Raw genomic sequence first — 23,779 nt, 5'->3', positions numbered from 1 at the left:
ACGTGAATTTCTGGTCTAGCGTGGAGTTTTGTGACCCCCGCGCAGCGCCGCTCCCATCCCGGTGAGGTCGATCTGGACTTCCCCCGCGAATGGGTGGAGTTCTACGACCCCGACAATCCCGAACACCTGATCGCCGCCGACCTCACGTGGCTGCTGTCCCGCTGGACCTGTGTTTTCGGCACCCCGGCCTGCCAGGGCATCGTGGCCGGCCGCCCCGACGACGGGTGCTGTTCGCACGGCGCCTTCCTGTGTGACGACGACGACCGCGCCACCCTCGATGACGCGGTCGCCCAGCTCACCGACGCCGACTGGCAGCTGCGGGACAAAGGCCTGGGCAAAAAGGGTTACCTGGAATACGACGAGAACGACGGTGAGCAACAACTGCGCACCCGCACCGTCAAGGGCGCCTGCATCTTCCTGAACCGGCCGGGATTCGCCGGCGGTGCGGGCTGCGCACTGCACATCAAGGCCGTTCGCCTCGGCGTGGAACCCCTGACGATGAAGCCCGAGGTGTGCTGGCAGCTGCCGATCCGGCGCACCCAGGATTGGGTCACCCGCCCCGACGACACCGAGATCCTCAAGACCACGATCACCGAATTCGATCGGCGTGGCTGGGGCCCGGGCGGCGAAGACCTGCACTGGTACTGCACCGGCGACCCCCGGACCCACGTCGGCACCCGGCAGGTCTGGCAGAGTCTGGCCCCCGAACTGACCGAGTTGCTGGGCGCCAAGGCCTACGCCGAGCTGGCGGCGATCTGTGAGCGACGCAACGAGCTCGGCCTGGTGGCTGTCCACCCCGCGACCCGGGCGGCCCGGCGCACCTGAGCGGAGCATGGTGCACTTGGGTGGCCGCAAATTCATGACTGAATAGCCGCAGGTCAGCCAGCACTTTCTCGCCGTAGCGCGAGCGTGGCGCCAGGATGCGGGTGGTCGTTGTCACCACCGAACGATTTTCGGCAGGCGACCAGCGCCGGTATGATCGGCCAAGAGCGCCGCGTAGCGCACCAACTTCGCGGAGTGCGTACTGAATTGAGAAACGCGCCCAACGCGGGCATGATCGCCTATATTACGACGCCCGCCGGAGATTCATGATCAGGACCAAGATGCATACCGTGGATATGGAGCTCGACCGGAACGGACACACGCCGCCGGTCGTTCTTAGGCCTCCCGTGGTCCTGGAAGCGCGCAAACTCAACAAACAGTTCGGCGAGGGCGATACCGCCACGCCGATTTTGCGCAACATCGATATCCAGATAACCCGTGGCGAATTCGTCGCCATGGTCGGGCCGTCCGGTTCGGGCAAGTCCACCCTGCTGAGCATCCTCGGCCTGCTGGACATGCCGACCAGCGGCGATGTCCTCATCAACGGCCAGAGCGTCTCGCAGCTCTCGCGCAAGCAGTTGGCTGCCGTGCGATGTCAGACGCTCGGTTACGTCTTCCAAGCCTTCAACCTTCTGGCAGGCCTGTCAGTGGTCGAGAACGTGATGCTCCCGGGCCTGCTGGCCGGTAAATCCGGCCGCGCCCAGCACGCCCATGCGATGAGCCTGCTCGACCAGGTCGGCCTGGCCGCCAAGTCCAAGCGCGTCCCGTCGGAATTGTCCGGCGGCGAACAACAGCGCGTCGCGGTTGCCCGGGCGCTGTTCATGAAACCGGACGTGATTCTCGCCGATGAGCCCACCGGCAACCTGGACACCGTAAATGGCCAGCGGGTTATCGATGCGCTGTATAACTTGAATGCAGCAGGCCAGACAATTGTTCTGGTGACCCACGACCGGAAAATAGCTGACGACGCTCCTCGTCTGATTTCATTGCTCGACGGTGAAATTGAGACCGACAGCGGAATGGCTCACGCGGCAAATAATGTGACATGGCTCGCGGAACATTAGCCGCGACATTCGGCCTGCTGCGGATAATCAACTTCCGGGCCGTCCGTAAACACGCATTCCGGGCCGCACTGGCCGCATTCTCGCTCGGCGGCGGCGTAGCCGTCGTGGTGGCCGTCATGATCGAGGTCACCAGCGTCTCCAAGGCCGTCGAAGACGTCGGCTACCAGATCGCCGGGCCCGCCCCCCTGCGCGTGGTCGGTGCGGCCACCCGTGGCGGCATCAGTCCCGCCGTCGTCGAAGACTCCCGGGCGGTGCCCGGGGTGGCGGCCGTGGTGCCGGTCATCCGCGGCGTGACGATGATCCACAACGACGGCAAGGAGAGCTTCGGGCTGGGGCTGGGCGTGGACTGCTCGGCACAGTGGATCGTCGACCCGAAGGTCTGCCAGACCGGGCAGGCCGAACCCCCGCCGGCGATCTCGAAGTCGCTGGGCGACTCGCTGAACTCTTCGGCGACCCTGGTCACCGATGTCGGGCAGCTGTCGGTGGAGAAGTTCCAGCGGGTAGCTGACCTCGACGACGTCAACAACGGCCTGGTCGCGGTGCTGCCGCTGAGCATGGCGAAAGTGCAGTTCGCCCGCGGCGACCGGGTGGACTTGCTGTATGTGACCCTGGCCAAGGACGCCAACCCCGACGAGGTCCAGCAGCGGCTGAAGACCACCCTTGGCCCCACGTACACCGTGCAGCCCCGCAGCGAGCCGGCGAAGGGCTACAACGTCAACGACGTGCTGCTGCCCCTGCTGGGGATCTTCGCCCTGATCTCGATCGGTGTCGGGGTCATCCTGATCACCCAGATCACCCGGCTCTCGGTGGAGGAGCGCCGGCGCGAGATCGCGATCGCCTCCGCGTTGGGGGCCTCGCCCGCGTCGATCATGACCGGATTCCTCAGCGAGGCCGCACTGTTGGGCGCGGTGGGCTCGGCGATGGGTGTGCTGACCGGCATCGTGATCTCCGAACCCATCGTGGCCAGCGCCAGCGAGCTGACCGAACGCTTCGTCGGCGTCACCGTTCCGGTGATCCTCAAGCCTGCGATCCTGGTCGTCGGCGTCCTGGCCGGCATCCTGTTGGCGGTGGGCGCCGCGATCGGCCCCGCCCTGTCGGCGTCCAACACTCCCATCGCGGCCGAGCTGTCGGGGCGAGCGGCGCAGGAACAGACCACGCAGCGCAAGATCTGGTTCAAGGCGCTGCTGCTGCTGGCGATCGGCCTGAGCGGCGTGATCGCGGCACGGCTGGCCACGCTGTCCGGCGCGCTGGTCGCGTGGCAGGCCATCATCGCCGACGTGGGAGCGGTCGTCGCCCTCGTCGGGCTCCTGCTGGCTACGGCGTACCTGAGCGCGCAGGCGATCACCAGCCTGCGCCCCCGGCCGGACAAGTCCAGCGGGGCGACGCTGACCATCGCGCTCAACGCGCTGCGCTCGGACCGGTCACGCACCGCGGCCATCTCCGGAGCCATCGCGGTGCCCGTCGTGGTCGCCATCTTGCTGTCCGGGTTCCTGGTGGCGATCCACATCGGCGCCACCAAGGTCGCCGAATCGCAGGCGGACGGCCGCATTGCCATCACTACGACGCAGTTCGCCGATTACGGGCCCATTGATGCCCGATTCGCTCCGCAGACGGTCAACAAACTGAACTCGGTGGCCGGGGTGGAAAAGACCGAGCGGATGGCGGAAATCGAGATCAGCCTCAAGGACGGGTCGTTAGCGCATATTCAGGCGCAAGACCGGCCGACATTTCCGTTCGGATTACTCGCGGGGCAATCCCCGGAGGCAAGCCAGAAAGCCAATCAGGTCGTCATCGGCAGCGTCCTCGCGCGCGAGAAAAATCTCCACATCGGTGACACTCTTGTTTTTGGAAGTGGACTCGACGCGCAGGCAATGAGCATCGGCACCATCGTGGCTACGCCGGAATACGGCGGCCGTCGCATCTACATGCCCTACGCGGTCGCCGAGCAGATCTACGGCCCCCAGCCCGCCGGCCTGATCTTCGCCACCCCGGCGTCCGGGTTCACCGCCGGTCAGGTCATCGAGAACATCAAGGCCGCGCAGTTCGACCAGCCGGTGACCGCGGTGGACACCGACGGTTACGCCTCCGACATCGCGGCCTCCATCGGCCGCTACCTCACGCCGCTGAACACCCTGAAGTACGGCCTGCTCGCGATCGCCTTCATCTCGGTGCTGTCGACGCTGCTGTTGGTCGGTATCCGCCGCAGGCGCGAGGTGGCACTGATCCAGGCGCTGGGCGCCACCCGCCTGCGCGTGTTCAGCATCACCACCATCGAGGCCGTCGTCGCCGGCGCCGCCGGCGGACTGTTCGGCGCGGTGCTCGCGATCGCCATCTCCGAGGCGGTGCGGCGGGCGGCCGTCGTCAACGTCGGGCTGGTGACCCCGCTGGTGTTCCCCTGGACCGACGCGGTGGTCTATGCCGTGCTGGCCACCGTCGCCGCGATCTTCGCGGCCATCATTCCCGCCTGGAAGAGCACCCGGTCCACCCCGGCGACCGAACTGCGCGACGAGTGAGCTCGCCGCGCTGACCCGTTAAGGATGCGATGACAGCCACCACCCCCACCGTTCCGGGTTTCACCGGCGATGCCGTCTACCCGGGCGACGCCCGCTACGACGAGGCGCGCCAGGTCTTCAACGGGATGATCGACAAGCGGCCGCGGGTCATCCTGCAGTGCCGCTCGCAGGACGACGTCGTCGCCGCTGTGCGTTATGCCGTGGACTCCGGTGCCGAAATCGCGGTGCGCAGCGGCGGTCACAGCGTCGCCGGCCACTCGGCCACCGAAGGCGGCATCGTGATCGACCTGACGCAGATGCGCGGGGTGCGAGTCGACGCCGAGAAGCGGATCGCCTACGCCGACGCCGGCGCCACCTGGGGCGATGTGGACCCGGTGACCAGCAAGTACGGCCTGGCGACCCCCGGTGGGGTGGTGTCGACCACGGGCTTGGGTGGATTCGGGCTCGGCGGCGGCATCGGCTGGCTCTCCCGCGCCCACGGCATGACCTGCGACAACCTGATCGGAGCCACCCTGGTGACGGCATCCGGCGAGGTGCTGACGGTCAGCGAGACCGAGAACGCCGACGTGCTGTGGGGCCTGCGCGGCGGAGGCGGCAACTTCGGCGTCGTGACGCAGTTCGTGCTGCGCCTGCACCCGATCAACGGTGTGGTGGCCGGCGTGCAGTCCTACCCCGACACCGACGCGGAGGCAGCCCTCAAGCACTTCCGCGCCCAGATGGACAACGCACCCGACAGTCTGGCGTCCATCCTCGACTTCTCCACCGACTTCACGACGGGCCAGTCGCTGGTCAATGTGCTGGCCTGCTCGACGCGGACCGACCAGACCGGCAGCGACGACGTCAGCGCGCTGCTCAATGTTCGCGGCGTGGCGACCAAGCCGGTGGTGGCCGTGCAGCACAAGCTGGACTACTCGACCTGGCAGCAAGCTCTCGATTACACGGCGCCGTACGGCTGGCTGAACTACTGGAAGTCGCTGTTCGTCACCGAGCTCACCGACGAGGCCATCCGGCGCATCGCCCTACTGGGACGGTCGCGGCCCTCGGCGCAGACCCGACTGCACCTGATCCGGCTCGGCGGGTACGCCAGCCGGGTTCCGGAGGAGTCGACGGCCATCGTCGCCCGCCACCACCCCTACATCATTCATTTGATGGCGACATGGACCGACCCCGCCGACAGCGCGCGCTGCACGGCGTGGGCCCGGCAGGCCTTCGAGATCCTGCGGCCGCTGGGCCCGAACAGCGCCTACCTGAACTTCGTCGGCGACGAGGGGCAGGACCGCATCCGCGCGACATTCGGCGACGCCGGATACCAACGCCTCGCCGAACTCAAGGCACGCCTGGACCCGACCAACCGGTTCACCCTCAACCACAACATCGAGCCCGCGACGGGGAGCTGACCGCTCCGCAGTTCTCAGTGTGTCGCCAACGCCGACACACGTTTACGCCGACGCACGGTAGGTATTGTTGTCCGCGGGGGAAAGGACGCAGGGATGTCTGCCGCGCACGATGATGACTTGGCCTTCGCCGGCGTCGCGCGCTTGGCGCAGTTGGTGCGTGCGCGCGAGGTGTCGCCGCGCGAGCTGGTGACCCTGTATCTGGATCGGATCGCCCGGCTGGACCCGGTTTTGAACGTATTCCGTACCGTCATGGGCGACCGAGCCATGGCCGAGGCGGCAGACGTCGAGCGGCGACTGGCCGCCGGAGAAGCACTACCGCTGGCCGGTGTGCCGATCGCGGTCAAGGACGACACCGACGTGGCAGGCGTTTCCTCGATGTGTGGCACCGGAATTGACGTCGGCCCGGCGAGCACCGACAGCGCCGCGGTACGCCGGCTGCGGGCCGCCGGCGCGGTGATCATCGGCAAGACCCATCTCTCGGAATTCGGCGCCTACCCGGTGAGCGAATCGGCGACCTGGGGGGTGACCCGCAACCCGTGGGATCTGTACCGGACCCCGGGTGGCTCCAGCGGCGGCTCGGCCGCTGCCGTTGCCGCCGGCATGGTTCCGGGCGCCACCGGTAGTGACAGCGGCGGCTCGGTTCGCATTCCGGCCGCCTGCTGTGGGCTGGTCGGGTTGAAAGGCCAGCGTGGCCGGGTCAGCACGAAGGAGTCGCCGGAGCGGGCATACCGGTTCCACGGGCTCAACCACATCGGGCCGCTGGCTCGCAGCGTTATCGACGCGGCGTTGCTGCACGACGCGATGACCGGACCCGAACCCGACGACGAGATTCCGTCGCCGCCACCGGCACCGCCGCTGATGGACGCACTGCTCGCGTCACCGCGGCGGCTGCGGATCGCGATGTCGTTCAAACCCGTTGTGCCGGTGCACGTCAGCGACGAGGTGCGCCGCCCGGTCCTTGAGACCGCGGAGTTGTTGCGCTCACTGGGCCACGAGGTCATCGAGCGCGACCCGGTCTATCCGGTGACAGGTATCGCCGCGGTGCTCGCACTGTTCATGAACGGGTTCGCCCACGAGATCGAGCGGCTCCCGAAAACCGAACTGCTGGAACGGCGTATGCAGGCTGAGGCCCGAACCAGCCGGTTGGTCCCGGATTGGCTGGCTCACCGGGCTGTCGCCGCGGAGCCCCGGATCACCGCCCGCTCGCAGCGCAGGATCGCCGACTTCGACATCCTGATGACCCCGGTGCTGGCGATCCCGCCGGTGCGGGTGGGCTATTTCGAGGGCCTCGGGCCGACCCGGGCCATGCTGCGGATGCTCAAGTTCATCCCGTTCACCTTCCCGCAGTGCTACAGCGGTCAGCCGGCCATCTCGGTCCCGGTCGGGCTCGGTTCCGACGGCCTGCCCGAGGCCGTGCACCTGGTGTCGCGGGCCAACGACGAAGCCACCCTGATTTCACTGGCGGCACAGATCGAGTCGGTACAGCCCTGGGCACACCGGCGGCCTCCGACCGAAGCGCTGGTGTCGCAGGTGGGTTGACCGAACCGCCGCAGCAGGTCAGCCGGAATGCTCAGCGCCCTCGGTCATTCAATGCGGCGAGATGCGCCCATGCGCAATTCGCGAGCGATCAGAAAGAGCGGGAAGGCGACGCTTATTCCGACGAAGAAGGCTCCAACGAGATACGCCCAGACGAAGCGCACGTTGTGCTTCCGTGCCTCGATCACCATCAGAATCGCGGCCGAAAGGCCGACTAACAGGGCGTCGGCAGTGATGTATTTGGAGGCCGAGTTGACCTGGGTATCACGCCAGAACGTGACAAAGATATCGACCGGTGAGTGCAGGTATGGCCCCGCCAGTGTCCACGTCGCGATGAGCGCAGCAAAGGCGATGGCGCCGTAGACGACGCAGAGCACTTTGCGGGACGTAGGGATGGATGATGCCTCGCCGGCCTGGTCGGCTGTTGTCATAACCCGCACTCTAAGGCGAACTGCGCAGCGGTAGTTCTCGCTCGAGGAACTTCGATGCCCCCGAAGGTTCACCCCCAAGAGCGCCATCTCGTAACCATCAGGATCGGCGAAGGTGAATGTCCGGCCGAGGGGGCCGCAAAGCCCTCGCCAAGACCCCGCCCCAGTCAGCGTCGGGTTCCGGGAGCGAGCCGAACGCGGATCAACCACCACCACCCAGAAAAACTCCTGAGCGACAAGGACTCCGGCGACGATGATGACGATGGGCACTAGGTGCCCGTGGCGGCTCGGCTAGTCCAGATAGCCGTTGTCGCGGTACCACTCGCAGCCGGCACGCAGCGCGGTCGCGAACGGAGTGAACGGCACACCCAACTCCTGGCGAGACTTGCTGGCATCGGCGAAGATCTCGGCGGTCGACAGTCGCATCTGGCGGGCATCGATCGGCAGCCGCGGTCCCACCACGGTGCGGGCGACACTGACGCCGGCTGCGGCCACCGGAATGACCCAGCGCGGCAAAACGACGGAGGGCGGACGCCGGCCAAAGAGCGCGTTGGCGGCAGCGAATACCTCACGGAACAGCAGATTTTCACCGCCGAGGATATAGCGCTGCCCGATCCGGCCTCGCTCGGCGGCGGCGATGTGCCCGGCCACCACGTCGTCGACCGAGACGAAGTTGGTGCCACCGGGCGCGGCGAACCACAGCCGGCCCTGCTGCGCTTCGACCAGCATCGCGCTGGCGATGCGGTTGACGTCGCGGGGCCCGATGACCACCGACGGGTTGACGATCACGACCGGCAGACCGGCCGCGGCGGCCTTCTGAAGTTCGGCTTCGGCGAGGTGCTTGCTGTGCCCGTAGGGGAACTGCCGCGGGCGGATGTTGAACTCGTCGGTCTCGACCAGCTCATGACCGCGCTCCGGGACGCCCAGTGCGGCAAGCGAGCTGGTGTAGACGAAACGCTGTACCCCGGCACGGGCTGCGGCGGTGGCCATGTCGCGGGTGCCGTCGACGTTGGTGCGATACAGCCGGGTCTGAGTCCGGTAGCGCCAGTAGTCCGAGATCGCCGCGGTGTGAAACACCCAGTCGCAGTCGGCCATCGCGTCGGTCAGTGCGTCAACGCCGTCGTTGACGTCGCCGATCCGGGTCTCGCAGTCCAACCCCTCCAGCGCCACCATCGGCGAGGTCGAGCGACGCAACACCCGCACCTGCATGCCGCGGCTCAGCAGCGCGGCGACCAGGTTCGAGCCGACGAATCCGGTTCCCCCGGTGACGAATGCGCGCATGCCGGTCAGAACCGGTAGGTCGTGCAACCGACCTCGACGCCCGAGCCGACCGCCATGATCAGCGCGACATCGCCAGGCTTGACCAACCCGCGCCGGCGGGCGTCGGCGATCTGGTAGGGCAGCGCCGAGGTGAACGGGTCGGCAGTCCAGCCCTGCGCTTCGAGGTCGACGAACCGTGACCGGTCCACGCCGATGTGCGCGGCCAGCTCGTCGAGAGCGGCACCGGGCAGGTACGGCGGGAGAACGAGAGCGATGTCCTCGGGCGCCAGCCCCTCCAGCGTCAGCAGTTCCTTGACCGACGACGGCAGGCAGCTCACGTAGATCGCCGCCAGGTTGGGGTCGCGGTCGATCCGCAGCCACATCCGGCCGTCGCGCTCCTGGGTGTAGGTCTTCAGCGCGCCCCTGTACTCCGGGTGGTGGCCGAAGACGAAGCGGCCGAAGCCTTCTGGCCCGTGGCTCGGACTCAGCATGATCGCCGACCCGGTCTCGGAGATGCCGTTGCGCGGGTAGCCGCTCTCCGGGGTGTTGTTCTCCACTTCGGAGGCAAGCACCATGGCATGTCCGGTCCGGCCCGCGCCGATCATGCCCGCGGCGACATGGCAACCGTTGAGGAAGCCGACCGCCCCGTTGAGGACGTCGAACGCGAAGGTCTTGGGGGCGTCCGCGGACTCCGGCTCGGCATTGATCCCGACCTCTCCGGCAACCAGGGTGGCGACCGCCGGCTCGCTCAGGAAGTCGTCGCGGTAGATGCCGGCGTGAATCACCAGTCCGACGTCGGTGCGCTCGACACCGCTGTCGGCCAGGCAGGCGTTGGCGGCGTCGATGGCGAACTGGATCGAGCTGGGCGGCGTCTGACCCTCGGGGGCCATGCCGATGCCCTCGATACGCACCCGCGGCGTGGCCGGCAGCTCCCGGCGGGCACCGGACCGGTTTCCGCGGGCGGAGGATCCGGTCTGGCCGCTCGCGGCCCGGCGCATCCGGTCGGGCAGGTCGTCGAACGTGTACAGCCCGGTGCCGATGGTCTGCCCGGAGCCGGTGATGGACAGCACGACGTTGTCACCGGAGTTGATCCGTCCCGCGTTGATGTAGTCATACAGCGCGACGAAATGCGTGGTGGTGGCGGTGTTCCCGCGCTCAGCCAGGTTGCAGATGGTGTTGGCCCGGCTGGCGGCGCCGGCACCGAAGACCCGGTTGATGGTCAAGATGGCGTCGTTGATCGATGCCTCGGAGGTCTGGTGCATCAGCAGCTGATCGGCGGTCTCGGGCCGCCAGCCGTGCCGCTGCATGACCGCCGCCACATACGGCACCGAGTGCTTCACCGCGATCGCGGTCTGGGTGACCGAGTCGGTGACCATGATGGCACCGCCGTGTGGGCCTTCGGTGGCCTTGGCGATGCACAGCTTGGCGAATTCGCTGTAGGTGGCCAGGTCCAGGTCGTGGAAGCCGACCCGGTCGTTGGGCCCGAGTTCGAGCACCGCCGCCGCGCCGGCGTCGCCGACGGTCAAGCAGGCCAGCCGTGGGTCCATCGCACCCTCGATCTCCTGCTGCGCGGTTTCGGTGATGTGGCTGATGTATTCGCCACTGAACACCAGCGCGTTGCGCACCAGGCCGGTCTTGAGGAAGTCCTGGGCAATACTGACGCCGGTGAACATGCCGGCGCAGGCGTTGTTGATGTCGAAGCAGACCGCGTTGCTCAAGCCCAGCTGGTCGCGCAGCTGCGAAGCCGTACTGGGCTCGAAGGTGAACATGTGCTCGGGGCCGTCGCAGCGCGAGATGTTGCACGCGATGAGCAGGTCGATCTCTTCGGGCGCGTAGCTCGACCGCGACAAGCAGTCGGCAATCGCCTTGCGGCCCAAGTCGATCGAGAACTCGTCCTGGCCGGCCATCCGCCGGCTCTTGATGCCGGTGAGGCGCTCCAGCGGGATCTTCACCTCGTTGACGCAGTCGGCCAGCACCTGCTCGGTGGAGACCGCCCGCGGCGGCAGGTACACGCCCAGGCTCTCGATCACGACGTTGCGCGCCGGACCGTTCTGCACGGGTTTGATCACCGGCGCCGCAACGGGTTTGGGCGCTGGAGCTGGTTGGGGCGCGAGCACCGCAGGCTCGGGCTGCGCCGTGGGCTTTTCGGCGGGCTCCTCGGCCTTGGCGCCGCCGATCGGGCCGAACTCGGCGGCCAGCTCGGCGATGGTGCCGTAGACGAACAGCGACTCCGGCCGCAGTTCCAGCCCGAGCTCGCCCACGCGCACCGCAACTTCCAGCGCCTGGGTGGAGGCACCGCCGAGGGCGAAGAAGTCGTCGGTGACGCCGACCCGATCCAGGTCGAGCACGTCGCGCCAGATCTGGGCCAGTGCCTCTTCGGTGGCATCGCGGGGCGCGACAAATTCTGTGGGTGCGGCGTCGAGATCCTTGTCGAGGGCAAGCAGTGCCCGGCGATCCACCTTGCCGCTGGCCGACAACGGCAGCAGATCGCCGGTGCGGAACACCGCGGGAACCATCGCCGCCGGCACCAGGTCCAGCAGGAAGCGACGCAGCTCGGCGGTGCCGGGAGCCGCCGCGACCGGCACGATATGCGCGATCAGCTGCGTATTGCCGGCGGCGTCCTTGCGTGCCACCACGGCGTTCTCGGCGATGCCAGGATGCTTGGCCAACGCGGCCTCCACCTCGCCGAGCTCGATCCGGAAGCCGTTGATCTTCACCTGGTCGTCGCGACGGCCCAGGTACTCGATGTTGCCGTCGGCCCGGTAGCGGGCCAGGTCGCCGGTGCGGTACAGCAGTGCACGCGGAACGGAACTGAACGGGTCGGGCAGGAATGCGGCAGCGGTGGCCTCGGGCCGGTTCAGGTAGCCGCGGGCCACGCCCACACCGCCGATGTGCAGTTCCCCGGGGACCCCGACCGGAACCGGGTTGCCCGCGGCGTCCAGTAGGTGAATCGCAATGTTGGCGATCGGCTTGCCGATCGGAATGATCGGATCGGAATTCCCGCGCGCACAATGGAAGTGGGTGACGTCGATGGCGGCTTCGGTCGGGCCATAGAGGTTGTACAGCTCGGCGGGCAGCGCAGCGAAGAAGGCGTCGCGCAGGTCCGCGGTGAGCGCTTCACCGCTGCAGAACACCTTGCGCAGGCCGGTACAGGAGACCGATTCCGGCTCCGCAAGGAATCGGCGCAGCATCGACGGAACGAAATGCATTGTGGTGATGCGCTGTTCAACGATGGTGCGCGCCAGGTAGGCGGCGTCTTTGTGGCCCTCGGGTTTGGCGATCACCACCCGGGCGCCGACCGTCAACGGCCAGAAGATCTCCCAGACGAACGGGTCGAAGTTGATCGGGGTCTTGTGCAGCACCCGGTCTTCGGCGGTCAGCTGGTAGGCGTCCTGCATCCACAACAGCCGGTTGCGGATACCGGCGTGGCTGTTCAGCGCGCCCTTCGGTGCTCCGGTGGAACCCGAGGTGTACATCAGGTAGGCCAGGCCGGCCCCGGAAGACCCAGTGGTGCCGGTCTCGGGAGCCTCGGGAGCCGAGTCCTCCTCACTGGGCGCCGTCGACGGCTGGTCCAGACACAGTCGGGCCCCGGTGAAACCCGTTGGCACGTGCGACAAATGCTCACGGTGCGTGACACAGACCGGCGCGTCGGGAACGTCGGCGAGCATCGCCTCCATCCGGCCGGTGGGCTGGGCGGGATCCAGCGGCAGGAACACGCCGCCGGCCTTGAGCACGCCCAGCAGCGCGATCACCAGATCCTCGGAGCGTTCCAGCAGCACCGGAACCACGGCGGGACCCGGGCCGGCGCCGACACCGAACTGGCGCAACCGGTGTGCCAAGCCGTTGGCCCGCCGGTCCAGTTCGCCGTAGCTGATGTCCCGGCCGTCGTAGCTGACCGCGACGGCGTCCGGCGTGCGCGCGGCGCTGGCGGCGACCATGTCGTGCAGAGACGCAGGGGCCGCCGAGTAGTCGACCGCAGTGTCGTTCCAGGCCTCCAGCGCGGCGCGCTCGGCGTCGGTGAGCAGCGTCAGCTGCGAGACCGGGGCCTCGGCCGCCCCGGGCTGGGCCAGCTGGGTCAGCAGCAACGTGAAGTGCTGCCCAAGGGCCTCGATGGTCGTGGCGTCGAACAGGTCGGTGTTGTACTGCAGCGCGACCTGAAGCTCGGGGCCCTGCTCGCCGACCTGCATGGTGATGTCGAACGGCGAGCCGCCCTGACCGATGTAGAGGGTCTCCAGCGGCAGCAGGCCCGAGCCCGATTCCGCACCGTCTTCGAACAACCGGACCTGCTGCCAGGCGAACGACACCTGGAACAGCGGGGTGCGCCCGGCGTCCCGCACCGGCCGCAGCCGCTCGACGAGCAGCGGCAGCGGGTACTCCTGGTGGCCGATCGCACCCAGCACGGTGTCTTTGACCTGACCCAGCAGCGCAGCGAAGCTCGGGTCATCACCGACGTCGACGCGCAGCGGCAGCGGGTTGGTGACGTAGCCGACCATGCCCATCAGCCCGGCGCGGTCGCGGCAGGCGAACGGCGAACCGATGACCAGGTCGTCCTGGCCGCTGTAGCGGTGCAGCAGCACCGCATAGGCCGCCAGCAGCGTCATGTAGGGCGTCGCTCCGACGGTCCGCGCCACCTGCTTGAGCCCGGCCGTGACCTGGGCGTCGATGCTGAACCGGTGCAGCGCACCGTCGTAGGTCTGGATCGCGGGCCGCGGCCGATCGGTGGGCAGCGCCAGGGTCGGCAGTTCGCCGCCGAGCGTCTGGTGCCAGTACTCCCAAAGCCGCTCGCCCTCGGGCCCGGCCAGCATCCGGGCCTGCTGCGCGGCGTAGTCGACGTAGCGGTCTGCGGTCGCTTCCGGCGGGGTCCCGCCGTGTTCGGCGGCGTAGAGCGCACGCAGCTCGTCGAGGATGATGTCGATGGACCAGAAGTCGACCGCGATGTGGTGCACCGTCAGCAGCAGTACGTGGTCGTCCGGGCGCGCCAGTAATGTCAGCCGCAGCACCGGGCCGGTCCGCAGGTCGAAGGGTCGGTCGATCTCGGCCTGGACCCGCTGGTCGAGTTCCGCCGCGTCCGCACCGATGCGCTGCGTGGCGATACGCACCGGCCAGTGCGCGTGGACCAGGGCGACCGGCTGGCCGTCCCGTTCGGTGTAGGTGGTCCGCAGCATCGGGTGCCGGTCCACCAGCGCCTGCGCGGCCCGCTCCAGGGCCGGCACATCCAGGCCACCGTCGATGCGTCCCGCGTAGGCGACGGTGTACGCCGCGCTGTCGGGTGCGAGCCGGTGCATGAACCACATCGAGCGCTGCCCGTAGGACAGCTCGTGTTCGGATGCCGCGTCCTGCGCCTTGGCCATCAGCAACTGGGCGAGCAGCTCACGCTTTTTCTCCGGCGACAGGCTGGAGATGTCGGTGGGCACGTCCGGACGATCCGTCACGCGCTACCCCCATCTTCGGCCATCATTTTCGCGAGCAGGGCGTCCACCGCGTCGTCGGAGAGCTCGGTGACCTGCGCCAGCAGCTCCATCTCCGGTGCGGGGGCCGCCTCGGCGACGTCTGGAGCTGCGGCCCCTTCTTCCGCCACGGCCCGGTCCGGCGCGGCAGCCAACTGCTCGCCGAGCCAGCTGGACAGACTGACGACGCTCGGCCCGTCCAACAGCCGGGCAACGGGAACCACGATACCCAGCTCCCGCTCGACCTGGATGCGAAGTTCCAGGGTGATCAGCGAGTCCACCCCGAGGCTGTTCAGCGGTGCATGCACGTCCAGGCTGGCCGGAGCCAGGCCCAGCTTGCCGGCGACCAGATCACGCAGGTAGGTCGCCAACAGCTGCTGACGCTCCTGCGGCTCGGCGGCCTGCACCGCCTCGAACAGACCGCTGCCGGACGCGCCAAGGCCGTCGGTGACGGTGGCCTGCAGGTCACGCAGCAGTGGCGACTGGGCGCTCGGACGCCACCTCGACCAGTCGATGTCGAGCACCATCGCTTCGGTTGCGCCGTCGGCCAGCAGCGCCGCCAGCGCTGCTAAGTAGTTCTCCGCCGACAGCCCTTCCACGCCGTAGTGGGAGAAGTGCCGGTGCAGCTCGGAGTTGGTGAACATGCCCAGCCCGGCCCAGGGGCCGAAGTTGACGCTCAACGCCGGCCGGCCCGCCGCCCGCCGATGCCAGGCCAGCGCGTCCAGGAAGGCGTTCGCGGCCCCGTAGTTGGCGGCGCCGGGCGAACCCAGCACCGAGGCCGCCGAGGAGAACAGCACGAAGAAGTCCAGCTCCGCGTCGGCGGTCAGGGTGTGCAGGTTCCAGGCGCCCTGAACCTTGGGCGCCATCACCGAACGCAGCTTGGCCGCGTCCAGGCGGGCCAGGATCGCGTCGTCGACGGTGCCGGCCGCGTGCACCACACCGCGCAGCGGCGGCATCGACGCACCGATGGTGGCAAGTGCCGCGGCCACGTCGGAGGACTTGGTGACATCGCCTTGGGCGACGGTCACCTCGGCGCCGGCGGCGCGCAGGCCGTCCAGGGTCGCCTGCACCGCCGCCGAGGGCGCGCTGCGGCCCATCAGGACCAGGTGGCGGGCACCACGCTCGACCAGCCAGCCGGCCACCTTGCCGCCGACAGCGCCGAGCCCGCCGGCGACCAGGTAGGTCGCGTCATCACGCAGCGTGAACTCGCCCGCCGGCGCCGACGGTGCCGTATAGGGCTCCAGCCGGGCGACGTAGCGGCGGTGGCCGCGCAGGGCCACGTCCGTCTCGGGGTTGTCCGACCAGATCTCGCTGAACAGGCCCCGCAGTTCTTCGGGGCCTCCGTCGGCGGACAGGTCGACGCCGGTGGCGTGCAGCTCGGGGTACTCGTGGTCGATGGAGCGGCCCAGGCCCCAGACCGGCGCCTGGCCGATCGCCACCGCGCCCGAGTCTGCTCCATCTTCCTGGCCGGCCGGCTGCGCCCCGCGCGTCACCAGCCACAGCCGTGGCGATTCCGGCCAACCGGCCAGCGTCAGCGCCTGGATCAGGTGGACCACACTCAGCGATCCGACGTCGGTGGCCGTCGCCAGCGACTCTTCGGTCGTGTCAGCCGGCGGCGCGGCCAGCAGGTTCCACAGGTGCACCACTCCCCGGCAGTGCGGCCGGTCGCCGCCGAACGCCGCGCGCAGCAGCTCGGCGAAGTGTTCCGGCCGGGCCGGGTCGATCCGGTAACTGTCGGCGCTCACCCGTTCGATCTCGGCGAGCCCGACGACCGGTTCCACCAGCACACAGGACTGAGACTGCGCCTCGAGGTGGTCCCGCAGGGTGTCGGCGACCGGGCCGTCGGACAGGATCAGCCAGCTGCCGGGCTCGGCGGGCCGGCCCTCACCCTCGGCCGCCAAAGACGCCGGCTGCCAACGCATCCGGTAGCTACGGTCCCGCGGGTCCACCGGGGCGGTGATGACGGTCGGCGCGTGAGTCTGCTCGGCGGACAGCGTGCCGGTGGCCAGCAGCGACCAGTCCGCACCGGCGCTGCCATAGCACTCGAAGGCATCTCCGGTGAGGGCGAACTGCACGGTGCGCGCCTGGTCCAGACCGTCACGCAGGCTCAGCTCGGCGACCGACCGCGTGCCGGGACCGAACGCGACCTCGGCCGCGGCCAGGGCCAACTCGGCCAGCTGCTCGGCCGACAGCGTCGCGGTGGTCACATCGATTTCAGCCAGCACCGTTTCAGGCTGGGCGGCCGAGCGGATCGGTCCGCGCCAGCCGCCGGGTGCGCCCGCGCCGGAGTGCCGCGGCGCGGCGATGGAGCCGGCGTTGAGCCAGGAGTGCACCCGCTGCCAGGGATAGGTGGGGGCGGGGACGCAGCGGCTGCCTTCGGGGTAGATCTGCTCCCAGGCCACCCGATGCCCCAGGGTGTAGAGGGTGCCCAGCGAGCCGAGCATGGTGGAGCGGCCACTGAAAACCCCGTCGTCGCGGCGCATCGACGGCAGCAGGGTGGCGCTGCGATGCAGATGCTCGGCGTCCTCGCGAGCCGCCGTCAGCAGGATGGGGTGCGGGCTGAGTTCGACGAACGTGTCGTGTCCGGTCTCGAGCAGCCGCCGCAGCGCCGGCGAGAACCGCACCGGCGAGCACAGGTTCGCCACCCAGTAGTCGGCGTCCAGCAGCCGCTCGCCCACCAGTTCCCCGGTGACGGTCGAGTACATCGGCACCGTCGGCACGGTCGGCTTCAGCTTCACCAGGCTGCCGCGCAGGCCGGCGCCGAGCGCCTCCATCTGCGGGCTGTGCGAGGCGACGTCGACGCCGATCCAGCGGCAGAACCGGTCCCGCTGCTGCAGTTTTTCCATCAGCTGCTCGAGCACCTTGCGCTCACCGGCGAGCACCGTCGACCGGTAGCTGTTGCTCGCGGCGACGGCCACCTCGCGTTCGTGGCCGGCGATGAGCTCCTGCGCCTCGGCCATGGTGGTCTCGGTGACCATCATCGCCCCGCGGCCACGCACGCCGCGCAGCATCCGGGCACGGGCGCAGATCACCCGCGCGGCGTCGTCGAGGCTCAGCGCGCCCGCGACGTGGGCGGCGGCGGCCTCGCCGAGGCTGTGCCCGACCACCGCGGCGGGCTCGACACCCCAGGAGCGCCACAGCGCCGCCAGCGCCACCTGAATCGCGAAGATCGTCGGCTGCAGGATGCCGATGTCTTTGAGCTTGGATTTGTCCTCGGGTCCGTCCTGGGCGGCCAGTACCTTGAGGATCGAGTGCCCCAGATGCGGGAACAGCGCGTTGTCGCAGGCGGCCAGGGCATCGGCGAACACCGGCTCGTCGGCCTGCAGTCGCTGCGCCATGCCGTGCCACTGCGAGCCCTGGCCGGAGAACACGAACGTCACGCCCGGGCCGGGTCGGCTCGGCGAACAGTGCCCGACCGACAATCCCGGCCGCGACTCGCCCAGACGGTAGGCCGACAGCGACTCGAACATCGCCGCCGGGGTGTCGCCGACCACCGAGAGCCGGTAGTCGTGGTGGCCACGGCGGGCACCGGCGGTGTAGCAGAGGTCGGTCAACGCGCTGCCGCCCATCAGCCCGCCAGAAAATAAAGCCATCTCGTACTCGCCGACCAGCGCGGTCAGCGCCTCCGGCGATCGTGCGGACAGCGCCAGCAACTCGGCGCGCGGTGCCGCGGTGTCGTCGTGGTAGCTGCTGCGGGCCTGCGGAGCCTCGGTGAGCACGACGTGGGCGTTGGTGCCACCGAACCCGAACGAGCTGACCCCGGCGACCGCCCGGCTGCTCGCCGGCCACGGGGTCAGCTTCTGGACCACCTCCAGCGGCAGGCTGTCGAACAGGATGTGCGGGTTGGGCTCGTGATAGTTCAGGCTGGCCGGGATCTCCCGGTGCTGCAACGACAGCGCCACCTTGATCAAGCCGGCGATACCGGCCGCCGCCTCCAGGTGGCCGATGTTGGTCTTGACCGAGCCGACCAGGCAGCGACTGCCCTCCGGACGGCCTTCGGCCAGCACGGTGCCCAAAGCGTTGGCCTCGATGGCGTCGCCGATCGAGGTGCCGGTGCCGTGCGCCTCCACGTACTGGACCGCGCCGGCCGGCAGACCCGCCCGGCGGAACGCCTCGGAGACGACGCGTTCCTGGGCTCGCCCGCTGGGGGCGATCAGGCCGTTGGTGCGACCGTCGGAGTTGGTGGCGCTGCCGCGGATCACCGCGTAGACCGGGTCGTTGTCCTCCAGCGCCTTACTCAGCGGCTTGAGCACGACCACCCCGGCGCCCTCACCGCGGACGTAACCGTCGGCGTCGGCGTCGAAGGTCTTGCAGCGGCCGTCGGGCGCCATCACCCGGGCCTTGCTGAAGTTGATCGCCAGCGCCGGCGACAGGATCACGTTCACCCCGGCGGCCAGCGCCATCGAGCACTCGCCGTCACGCAGGCTGCGGCAGGCCATGTCGACGGCCACCAGCGAGGACGAACAGGCGGTGTCGATCGACATGCTCGGCCCGTGGAAGTCGAACGTGTAGGACAGCCGGTTGGCGGCGATGCTCAGCGCATTGCCGGTGCCGGTGTAGGCGTCGACGAGCTGCGGCTGGCCCAGCCGCAGGAAGCCGTAGTCGTTGGTGGAGATGCCGACGAACACACCGGTGCGGGTGCCGGCCAGCTCATCCGGTACCTGGCCGGCGTCTTCCAGCGCCTCCCACGCGACCTCGAGCAGCAGTCGCTGCTGCGGGTCCATCTGCGCCGACTCACGCGGCGAGATCCCGAAGAACTGAAAGTCGAACTGGTCGACCTGGCCCAGGAAGCCGCCGCGGCGAGTGACCGCGGTGCCCGGAACCGACGGGTCGGGGTTGTAGAAGGCGTCGACGTCCCACCGGTCGGCCGGGACGTCGCTGGTGGCGTCCACCCCACCCGACAGCAGCCGCCAGAAACCCTCGGGACCATCGGCACCCGGGAAACGGCAGCCGATGCCGACGATCGCGATCGGCTCGTCGGCCGCGGGCCGATCGGCGCGCTCGGCGGCGGCTTCAGCACCCGGAGCCGCCGGAGCATCCTTGGCGACCCGGGCCAGATGCGCCGAGAGGATGTCGATCGACGGGTATTCGTAGGCGATGGTGGGGGCCAGCTCGCAGCCCAGCCACTTCTCGAGAGCGCTGGAGAGCCGGACCGCGTGGATGGAGTCCAGCCCGTAGAACGCGAACGGCTTGGCCGGGTCGATCTCGGCGATCGGCAGCTCGAGGTCTTGGGCCAACCGCTCGATGAGCCAGGCGCTGATCTCGGACGCGCTGCGGGCGCCCGGCTCGGTCTGCTCCGCCGCTCGAGCCGGCTCGGCCGGGGCCTGCGGCTGCGCCGCGGCGGTCGCCGACGGCCACTGCGCCACCACCGGCAGCTCGCCGTCGAGGTACTGCTGCTTACACGCGCTGCGCTGGATCTTGCCGCTGGAAGTGGTGGGCAGCTGCAACGGCTGGACCAGCACCACGGCGTGGGTGCGGACCGAGTGGTTCTCGGTGACCGCGGTGCGGATGACCTGCATGGCCTCGTCGGCCTGCTCCCCGGCCACGCGGCTGGGGTCCACTTCCTGGACCACGACCAGTTGTTCGGCCGCGCCGGGTTCCGGGGCGATCGAGAACACCGCACCGCGGCCGCGCAGCAGCGCCGGGTTGGTGTTCTGAACGGTCAGCTCGATGTCATTGGGGTAATGGTTGGTGCCGCGGATGATGATCAGGTCTTTGCGACGGCCAGTGACGAACAACTCCCCGGAATGCAGGAATCCCAGGTCACCGGTGCGCAGGAACGGCCCCTCGCCGGTGTCGGCCAGCGTCGCGGCGAACGTCTCCGCGGACAGTTCCGGTGCTCCCCAGTAGCCGTGCGCGACGCTGCCTCCGGCGACCCAGATCTCGCCGACCTGGTCTCCGGCGCACTCCAGACGGGTCTCGGGGTCGACGATGATCACCCGCTGGCCGCCGCGGGGCTTGCCGCAGCCCACCATGGTCGCCACGTTGGGGTCGTCGGCGGCGACGTCGACCACCCGGTTGTCGCCCAGCGCCACCCGGTCGATGTGCTGCACCATCGGCACCGGCAGGTCCGATCCGCCGGACACCAGCAGGGTGCCCTCGGCCAATCCGTACACCGGGTAGAACGCCTCGGCCCGGAAGCCGGACGGGGCGAACAGTTCGGCGAACCCGTCCAGGGTGGCGGTGCGCACCGGCTCGGCACCGCACAGCGCCACCGACCAGTTGGACAGGTCCAGCGCGGCGCGCTCCTGCGGGGTGCTCAGCTCGACGCACAGGTCGAAGGCGAAGTTCGGTGCCGCGGTGATAAAGGCGCGGTGCCGCGAGATCGCCTCCAGCCACCGCATCGGCCGCTTGATGAACGCCGTCGGCGGCATCAGGACCGAATGTCCGGCGACGTACAGCGTCTCGAGCAGTCCCCCGATCAGACCCATGTCGTGGTACGGCGGCAGCCAGAACACCCCGGTCACGTTGGGCATGTCGGTGTTGGCGTCCCAGGCCTCGGCGATGGTCGTCAGGTTGTGCACCAGGTTGCCGTGGGTCAGCACCACGCCCTTGGGCGCGCTGGTCGACCCAGAGGTGTACTGCAGCATCGCGATGCTCTCGCCGTCGATCTGCGGCGCCACCCAGGCCGCCTCCTTGCCCGTGGCGTCGCTATCAGTGATCGTCCAGCGCAGCGCCTGGCCGCCGGGCAGGCCGTCGATCGCGGGCTTGATCCTGGGCTCGATCTCACTGGTGGTGAGCGCGTAGCCGGGCTGGACGTCGGCGATGATCGACTCGACGCGCGGCAGCAAGTGTTCGCGCATGGGCGGATGCACAGGGATCGCGATGGCTCCGGCGTACAGACAGCCGAAGAAGCTGGCGATGAAGTCCAGCCCCGGCGGACACAACACCAGCACGCGTTCCCCGGCCGCTCCCTGACTCTGCAGGTCAGCGGCGATCTGGCGGGCGCGACGGTCCAGCTCCCCGTAGGTCACCTGGCTGGTTTCGTGCTCATCGCCGTCACGCGAGAAGGTGAATGCCAAGTTTTCGCCGTACCGCGCAGCACGCTGCGTCAGCAGATCAACCAGCGTGCGCAGGGTGTGCACCGTGTCGTCCGGCCCGCTCATCGATCGCGTCTCCCGTGTAACTGACGAAGAAGGGTTTTAGATGGGGCCCAAGGATTCCGTAGGCAACCTTGATTAAGGCTACCTTAAGAAGTCAGACGTCCAGTCCGTGATTTTCGGCGACGAAGACCCCGCCGAGCAAGTTAGGAGACCCCACTAAGGGGTTTACGGGGGGAGTGCGCGAGGTCAACCCTCCAGCTTGTACCCGAGTCCGCGCACGGTAACCAGGTGCACTGGATTGGCAGGGTCGGCCTCGATCTTGGACCGAAGTCGTTTGACGTGGACATCCAAGGTCTTGGTGTCGCCGACGTAATCCGCACCCCAGACCCGGTCGATCAACTGGCCGCGGGTCAGCACCCGGCCGGTGTTGCGCATCAGGTACTCGAGCAGGTCGAACTCCTTGAGCGGCAAGGTAATCTGCTCGCCGTTCACCATGACCACGTGCCGTTCGACGTCCATCCGCACCGGACCGGACTCCAGCACACCCTCGCCCACGCCGCCCTCGTCGTCGCCGCCGCGGCGCAGCACCGCCCGGATCCGGGCGATCAGCTCCCGGGCCGAATACGGCTTGGTCACGTAGTCGTCGGCGCCCAATTCCAGGCCGACGACCTTGTCGATCTCGCTGTCGCGGGCAGTGACCATAATCACCGGCACGCTGGAACGCGCGCGCAGTTGTTTGCAGACGTCGGTGCCCGACATCCCCGGCAGCATCAGATCCAGCAGCACAATGTCGGCGCCGGCCCGGTCGAATTCGGCCAGGGCGGCGGTGCCGTCACCGACCACGGTGGCCTCGAAACCTTCTTTGCGCAGCAGAAATGCCAACGGGTCGGCCAGCGATTCCTCGTCCTCGACGATCAAGACGTGTGTCATCGACGCTGTCCTTCCCGATAGCTACCCTCTGCGTCATCGACAGCGGGTGTGATCACTGCTCCTCCTTCTCTGGGTCCACACTGCCCTGGTAGGCGGGAATCGCCAAGGTAAATGTCGAACCGGTCCCCGGCTGGCTCCACAACGTGATGGTGCCGTTGTGGTTGGCCGCCACGTGTTTGACGATCGCCAACCCCAGCCCGGTGCCCCCGGTGGCCCGCGAGCGGGCCTTGTCGCTGCGGAAGAACCGTTCGAAAACGCGCTGCTGGTCCTTGGGCGCAATGCCGATGCCACGGTCGGTCACGGCGATCTCGACGAAACCGTCCCGGCGACGCCGGCTGATCGACACCGGCGAACCGTGCGGTGAGTAGGCGATCGCATTGGACACCAGGTTGGCCAGCGCGGTGACCAGGAGCGGTTCGTCGCCGAGTACGCGCAGCCCGCTCGGGGCGTCGGTGGTGATGGTGATCTCGGCGTTGTCGGCGGCCACCTTGTGTCGGGAGATCGCCTCGTTGACCACCGCGTCGACGTCGACGACGCCCAGGTCCGGCAACGGGTCGGCGCCCTGCAGCCGGGACAGCTCGATCAGCTCACCGATCATGCTGGCCAGCCGGTTGGCCTCCACCAGCACCCGCTCGGCGAACGGCCGTACCGCCTCGGGGTCGTCGGCCGAGGCCAGCAGCGCTTCGGCGAGCAGCCCCATCGCCCCCACCGGGGTTTTGAGTTCGTGGCTGACGTTGGCCACGAAGTCGCGTCGGCTGGCCTCCATGCGGGCCTGCTCGGACTGGTCGTCGACGATCACCACCGCGAACCGGCGATCCTCTTCCGACAACAACCGGGCGTAACCGCGCACCGCCGACAGATCCGACCGGGTGGCCCCGGGAGCCCGCTTGGCCACCGTCAAGTCGAAGACGACTTCTTCCTCGCCGGCCAGCGCACGCTGCGCGGCCGCCCAGGCCTCGTCGTCGATCAACCGGCCGTGCACCAGTCCCAGCTCGGTGGCTCGGTCATTGAGGTAGACGACGTCGCGGTGGGAGTCGACAACCGCGATTCCCAGCGAGGCGTGCGAGACGATCTGCTGCAGCATCTCCGCGACGGTGATCCCGGACCGTTCGGTGGCTGCCTTGCGACGCCGCTCGGCCAGCCGCGGCGACAGCCAAATACCGGCCGCCACGCCCGCCGCGAGCGCAAGAACCGCCGACGCTGCAGCAAGCGTCAGCGCCGAGGTCGCAGCCACGGCAAAATCGTACGCAGTCTGGCACCGTGAGCTGACCAGCGTTCGACCATGACGTGCGCCGAATGTGAATTCAACCCGAAGATTTCACCCGTGCTCCACCCGGTA

At 68.7% G+C, this 23,779-nt stretch carries 11 protein-coding genes; 5 read left to right on the top strand and 6 right to left on the bottom strand.

Features of this window, described 5'->3' with window-relative positions; genetic code table 11:
* The first annotated feature begins 30 nt into the window (after positions 1–30).
* The 5 genes from ABW16_RS13275 (at position 31) to ABW16_RS13255 (ending at position 7,335) form a co-directional block, all read left to right on the top strand.
* Positions 31–825: a hypothetical protein gene (locus ABW16_RS13275; protein WP_047319649.1), complete on the top strand. Its 795-nt coding sequence runs from the start codon at positions 31–33 to the stop codon at positions 823–825.
* 293 nt (positions 826–1,118) lie between these two features.
* The gene (locus ABW16_RS13270; protein ID WP_047319727.1) at positions 1,119–1,886 is read left to right on the top strand and encodes an ABC transporter ATP-binding protein; all 768 of its coding nucleotides are present in this window, start codon (positions 1,119–1,121) and stop codon (positions 1,884–1,886) included.
* Positions 1,868–4,399: an FtsX-like permease family protein gene (locus ABW16_RS13265; RefSeq protein ID WP_233424767.1), complete on the top strand. Its 2,532-nt coding sequence runs from the start codon at positions 1,868–1,870 to the stop codon at positions 4,397–4,399. Before ABW16_RS13270 ends, ABW16_RS13265 begins: the two co-directional genes overlap by 19 nt.
* 29 nt (positions 4,400–4,428) lie before the next feature.
* Positions 4,429–5,796 (top strand): FAD-binding oxidoreductase, encoded by a 1,368-nt coding sequence (locus ABW16_RS13260; RefSeq protein WP_047319648.1) that lies wholly within the window; start codon positions 4,429–4,431, stop codon positions 5,794–5,796.
* A gap of 93 nt (positions 5,797–5,889) precedes the next feature.
* A complete protein-coding gene (locus tag ABW16_RS13255) occupies positions 5,890–7,335 on the top strand; it encodes an amidase family protein (RefSeq protein ID WP_047319647.1) in 1,446 nt (481 codons plus the stop codon).
* 44 nt (positions 7,336–7,379) lie between these two features.
* On the opposite strand, the gene ABW16_RS13250 is transcribed toward ABW16_RS13255, so the two are convergent.
* From ABW16_RS13250 to ABW16_RS13225, 6 genes are all read right to left on the bottom strand, one after another.
* A complete protein-coding gene (locus tag ABW16_RS13250) occupies positions 7,380–7,763 on the bottom strand; it encodes a DUF2834 domain-containing protein (RefSeq protein WP_047319725.1) in 384 nt (127 codons plus the stop codon).
* Between the two features lie 288 nt (positions 7,764–8,051).
* The gene (locus ABW16_RS13245) at positions 8,052–9,041 is read right to left on the bottom strand and encodes an NAD-dependent epimerase/dehydratase family protein (protein ID WP_047319646.1); all 990 of its coding nucleotides are present in this window, start codon (positions 9,039–9,041) and stop codon (positions 8,052–8,054) included.
* 5 nt (positions 9,042–9,046) lie between these two features.
* The gene (locus ABW16_RS13240) at positions 9,047–14,452 is read right to left on the bottom strand and encodes a non-ribosomal peptide synthetase (protein WP_047319645.1); all 5,406 of its coding nucleotides are present in this window, start codon (positions 14,450–14,452) and stop codon (positions 9,047–9,049) included.
* Positions 14,449–21,573 carry a type I polyketide synthase gene (locus tag ABW16_RS13235; protein ID WP_047319644.1) on the bottom strand — a complete coding sequence of 2,375 codons (7,125 nt, stop codon included), beginning with the start codon at positions 21,571–21,573 and terminating at the stop codon, positions 14,449–14,451. The genes ABW16_RS13240 and ABW16_RS13235 overlap by 4 nt, the downstream gene beginning before the upstream one ends.
* A gap of 183 nt (positions 21,574–21,756) precedes the next feature.
* A complete protein-coding gene (regX, locus tag ABW16_RS13230; RefSeq protein WP_024443448.1) occupies positions 21,757–22,440 on the bottom strand; it encodes a two-component sensory transduction protein RegX in 684 nt (227 codons plus the stop codon).
* A 52-nt stretch (positions 22,441–22,492) separates the two neighbouring features.
* Positions 22,493–23,674, bottom strand: coding sequence for a sensor histidine kinase (locus ABW16_RS13225; protein WP_047319643.1), 1,182 nt, complete (start codon positions 23,672–23,674; stop codon positions 22,493–22,495).
* Positions 23,675–23,779: the final 105 nt, after the last annotated feature.

The sequence above is a fragment of the Mycolicibacter heraklionensis genome (assembly GCF_001021505.1).
GTDB lineage: Bacteria > Actinomycetota > Actinomycetes > Mycobacteriales > Mycobacteriaceae > Mycobacterium > Mycobacterium heraklionense.
The sequence above is the reverse complement of the archived record's forward strand: the minus strand, read 5'-3'. Positions and strand labels throughout refer to the sequence as shown.

Bases quoted from the DNA above. Each gene is read 5' to 3' on its own strand.
- ABW16_RS13270 (WP_047319727.1), top strand. From the start codon at position 1,119: ATGGAGCTCGACCGGAACGGACACACGCCGCCGGTCGTTCTTAGGCCT.
- ABW16_RS13265 (WP_233424767.1), top strand. From the start codon at position 1,868: ATGGCTCGCGGAACATTAGCCGCGACATTCGGCCTGCTGCGGATAATC.
- ABW16_RS13260 (WP_047319648.1), top strand. From the start codon at position 4,429: ATGACAGCCACCACCCCCACCGTTCCGGGTTTCACCGGCGATGCCGTC.
- ABW16_RS13255 (WP_047319647.1), top strand. From the start codon at position 5,890: ATGTCTGCCGCGCACGATGATGACTTGGCCTTCGCCGGCGTCGCGCGC.
- ABW16_RS13250 (WP_047319725.1), bottom strand. From the start codon at position 7,763: ATGACAACAGCCGACCAGGCCGGCGAGGCATCATCCATCCCTACGTCC.
- ABW16_RS13245 (WP_047319646.1), bottom strand. From the start codon at position 9,041: ATGCGCGCATTCGTCACCGGGGGAACCGGATTCGTCGGCTCGAACCTG.
- ABW16_RS13235 (WP_047319644.1), bottom strand. From the start codon at position 21,573: ATGAGCGGGCCGGACGACACGGTGCACACCCTGCGCACGCTGGTTGAT.
- regX (WP_024443448.1), bottom strand. From the start codon at position 22,440: ATGACACACGTCTTGATCGTCGAGGACGAGGAATCGCTGGCCGACCCG.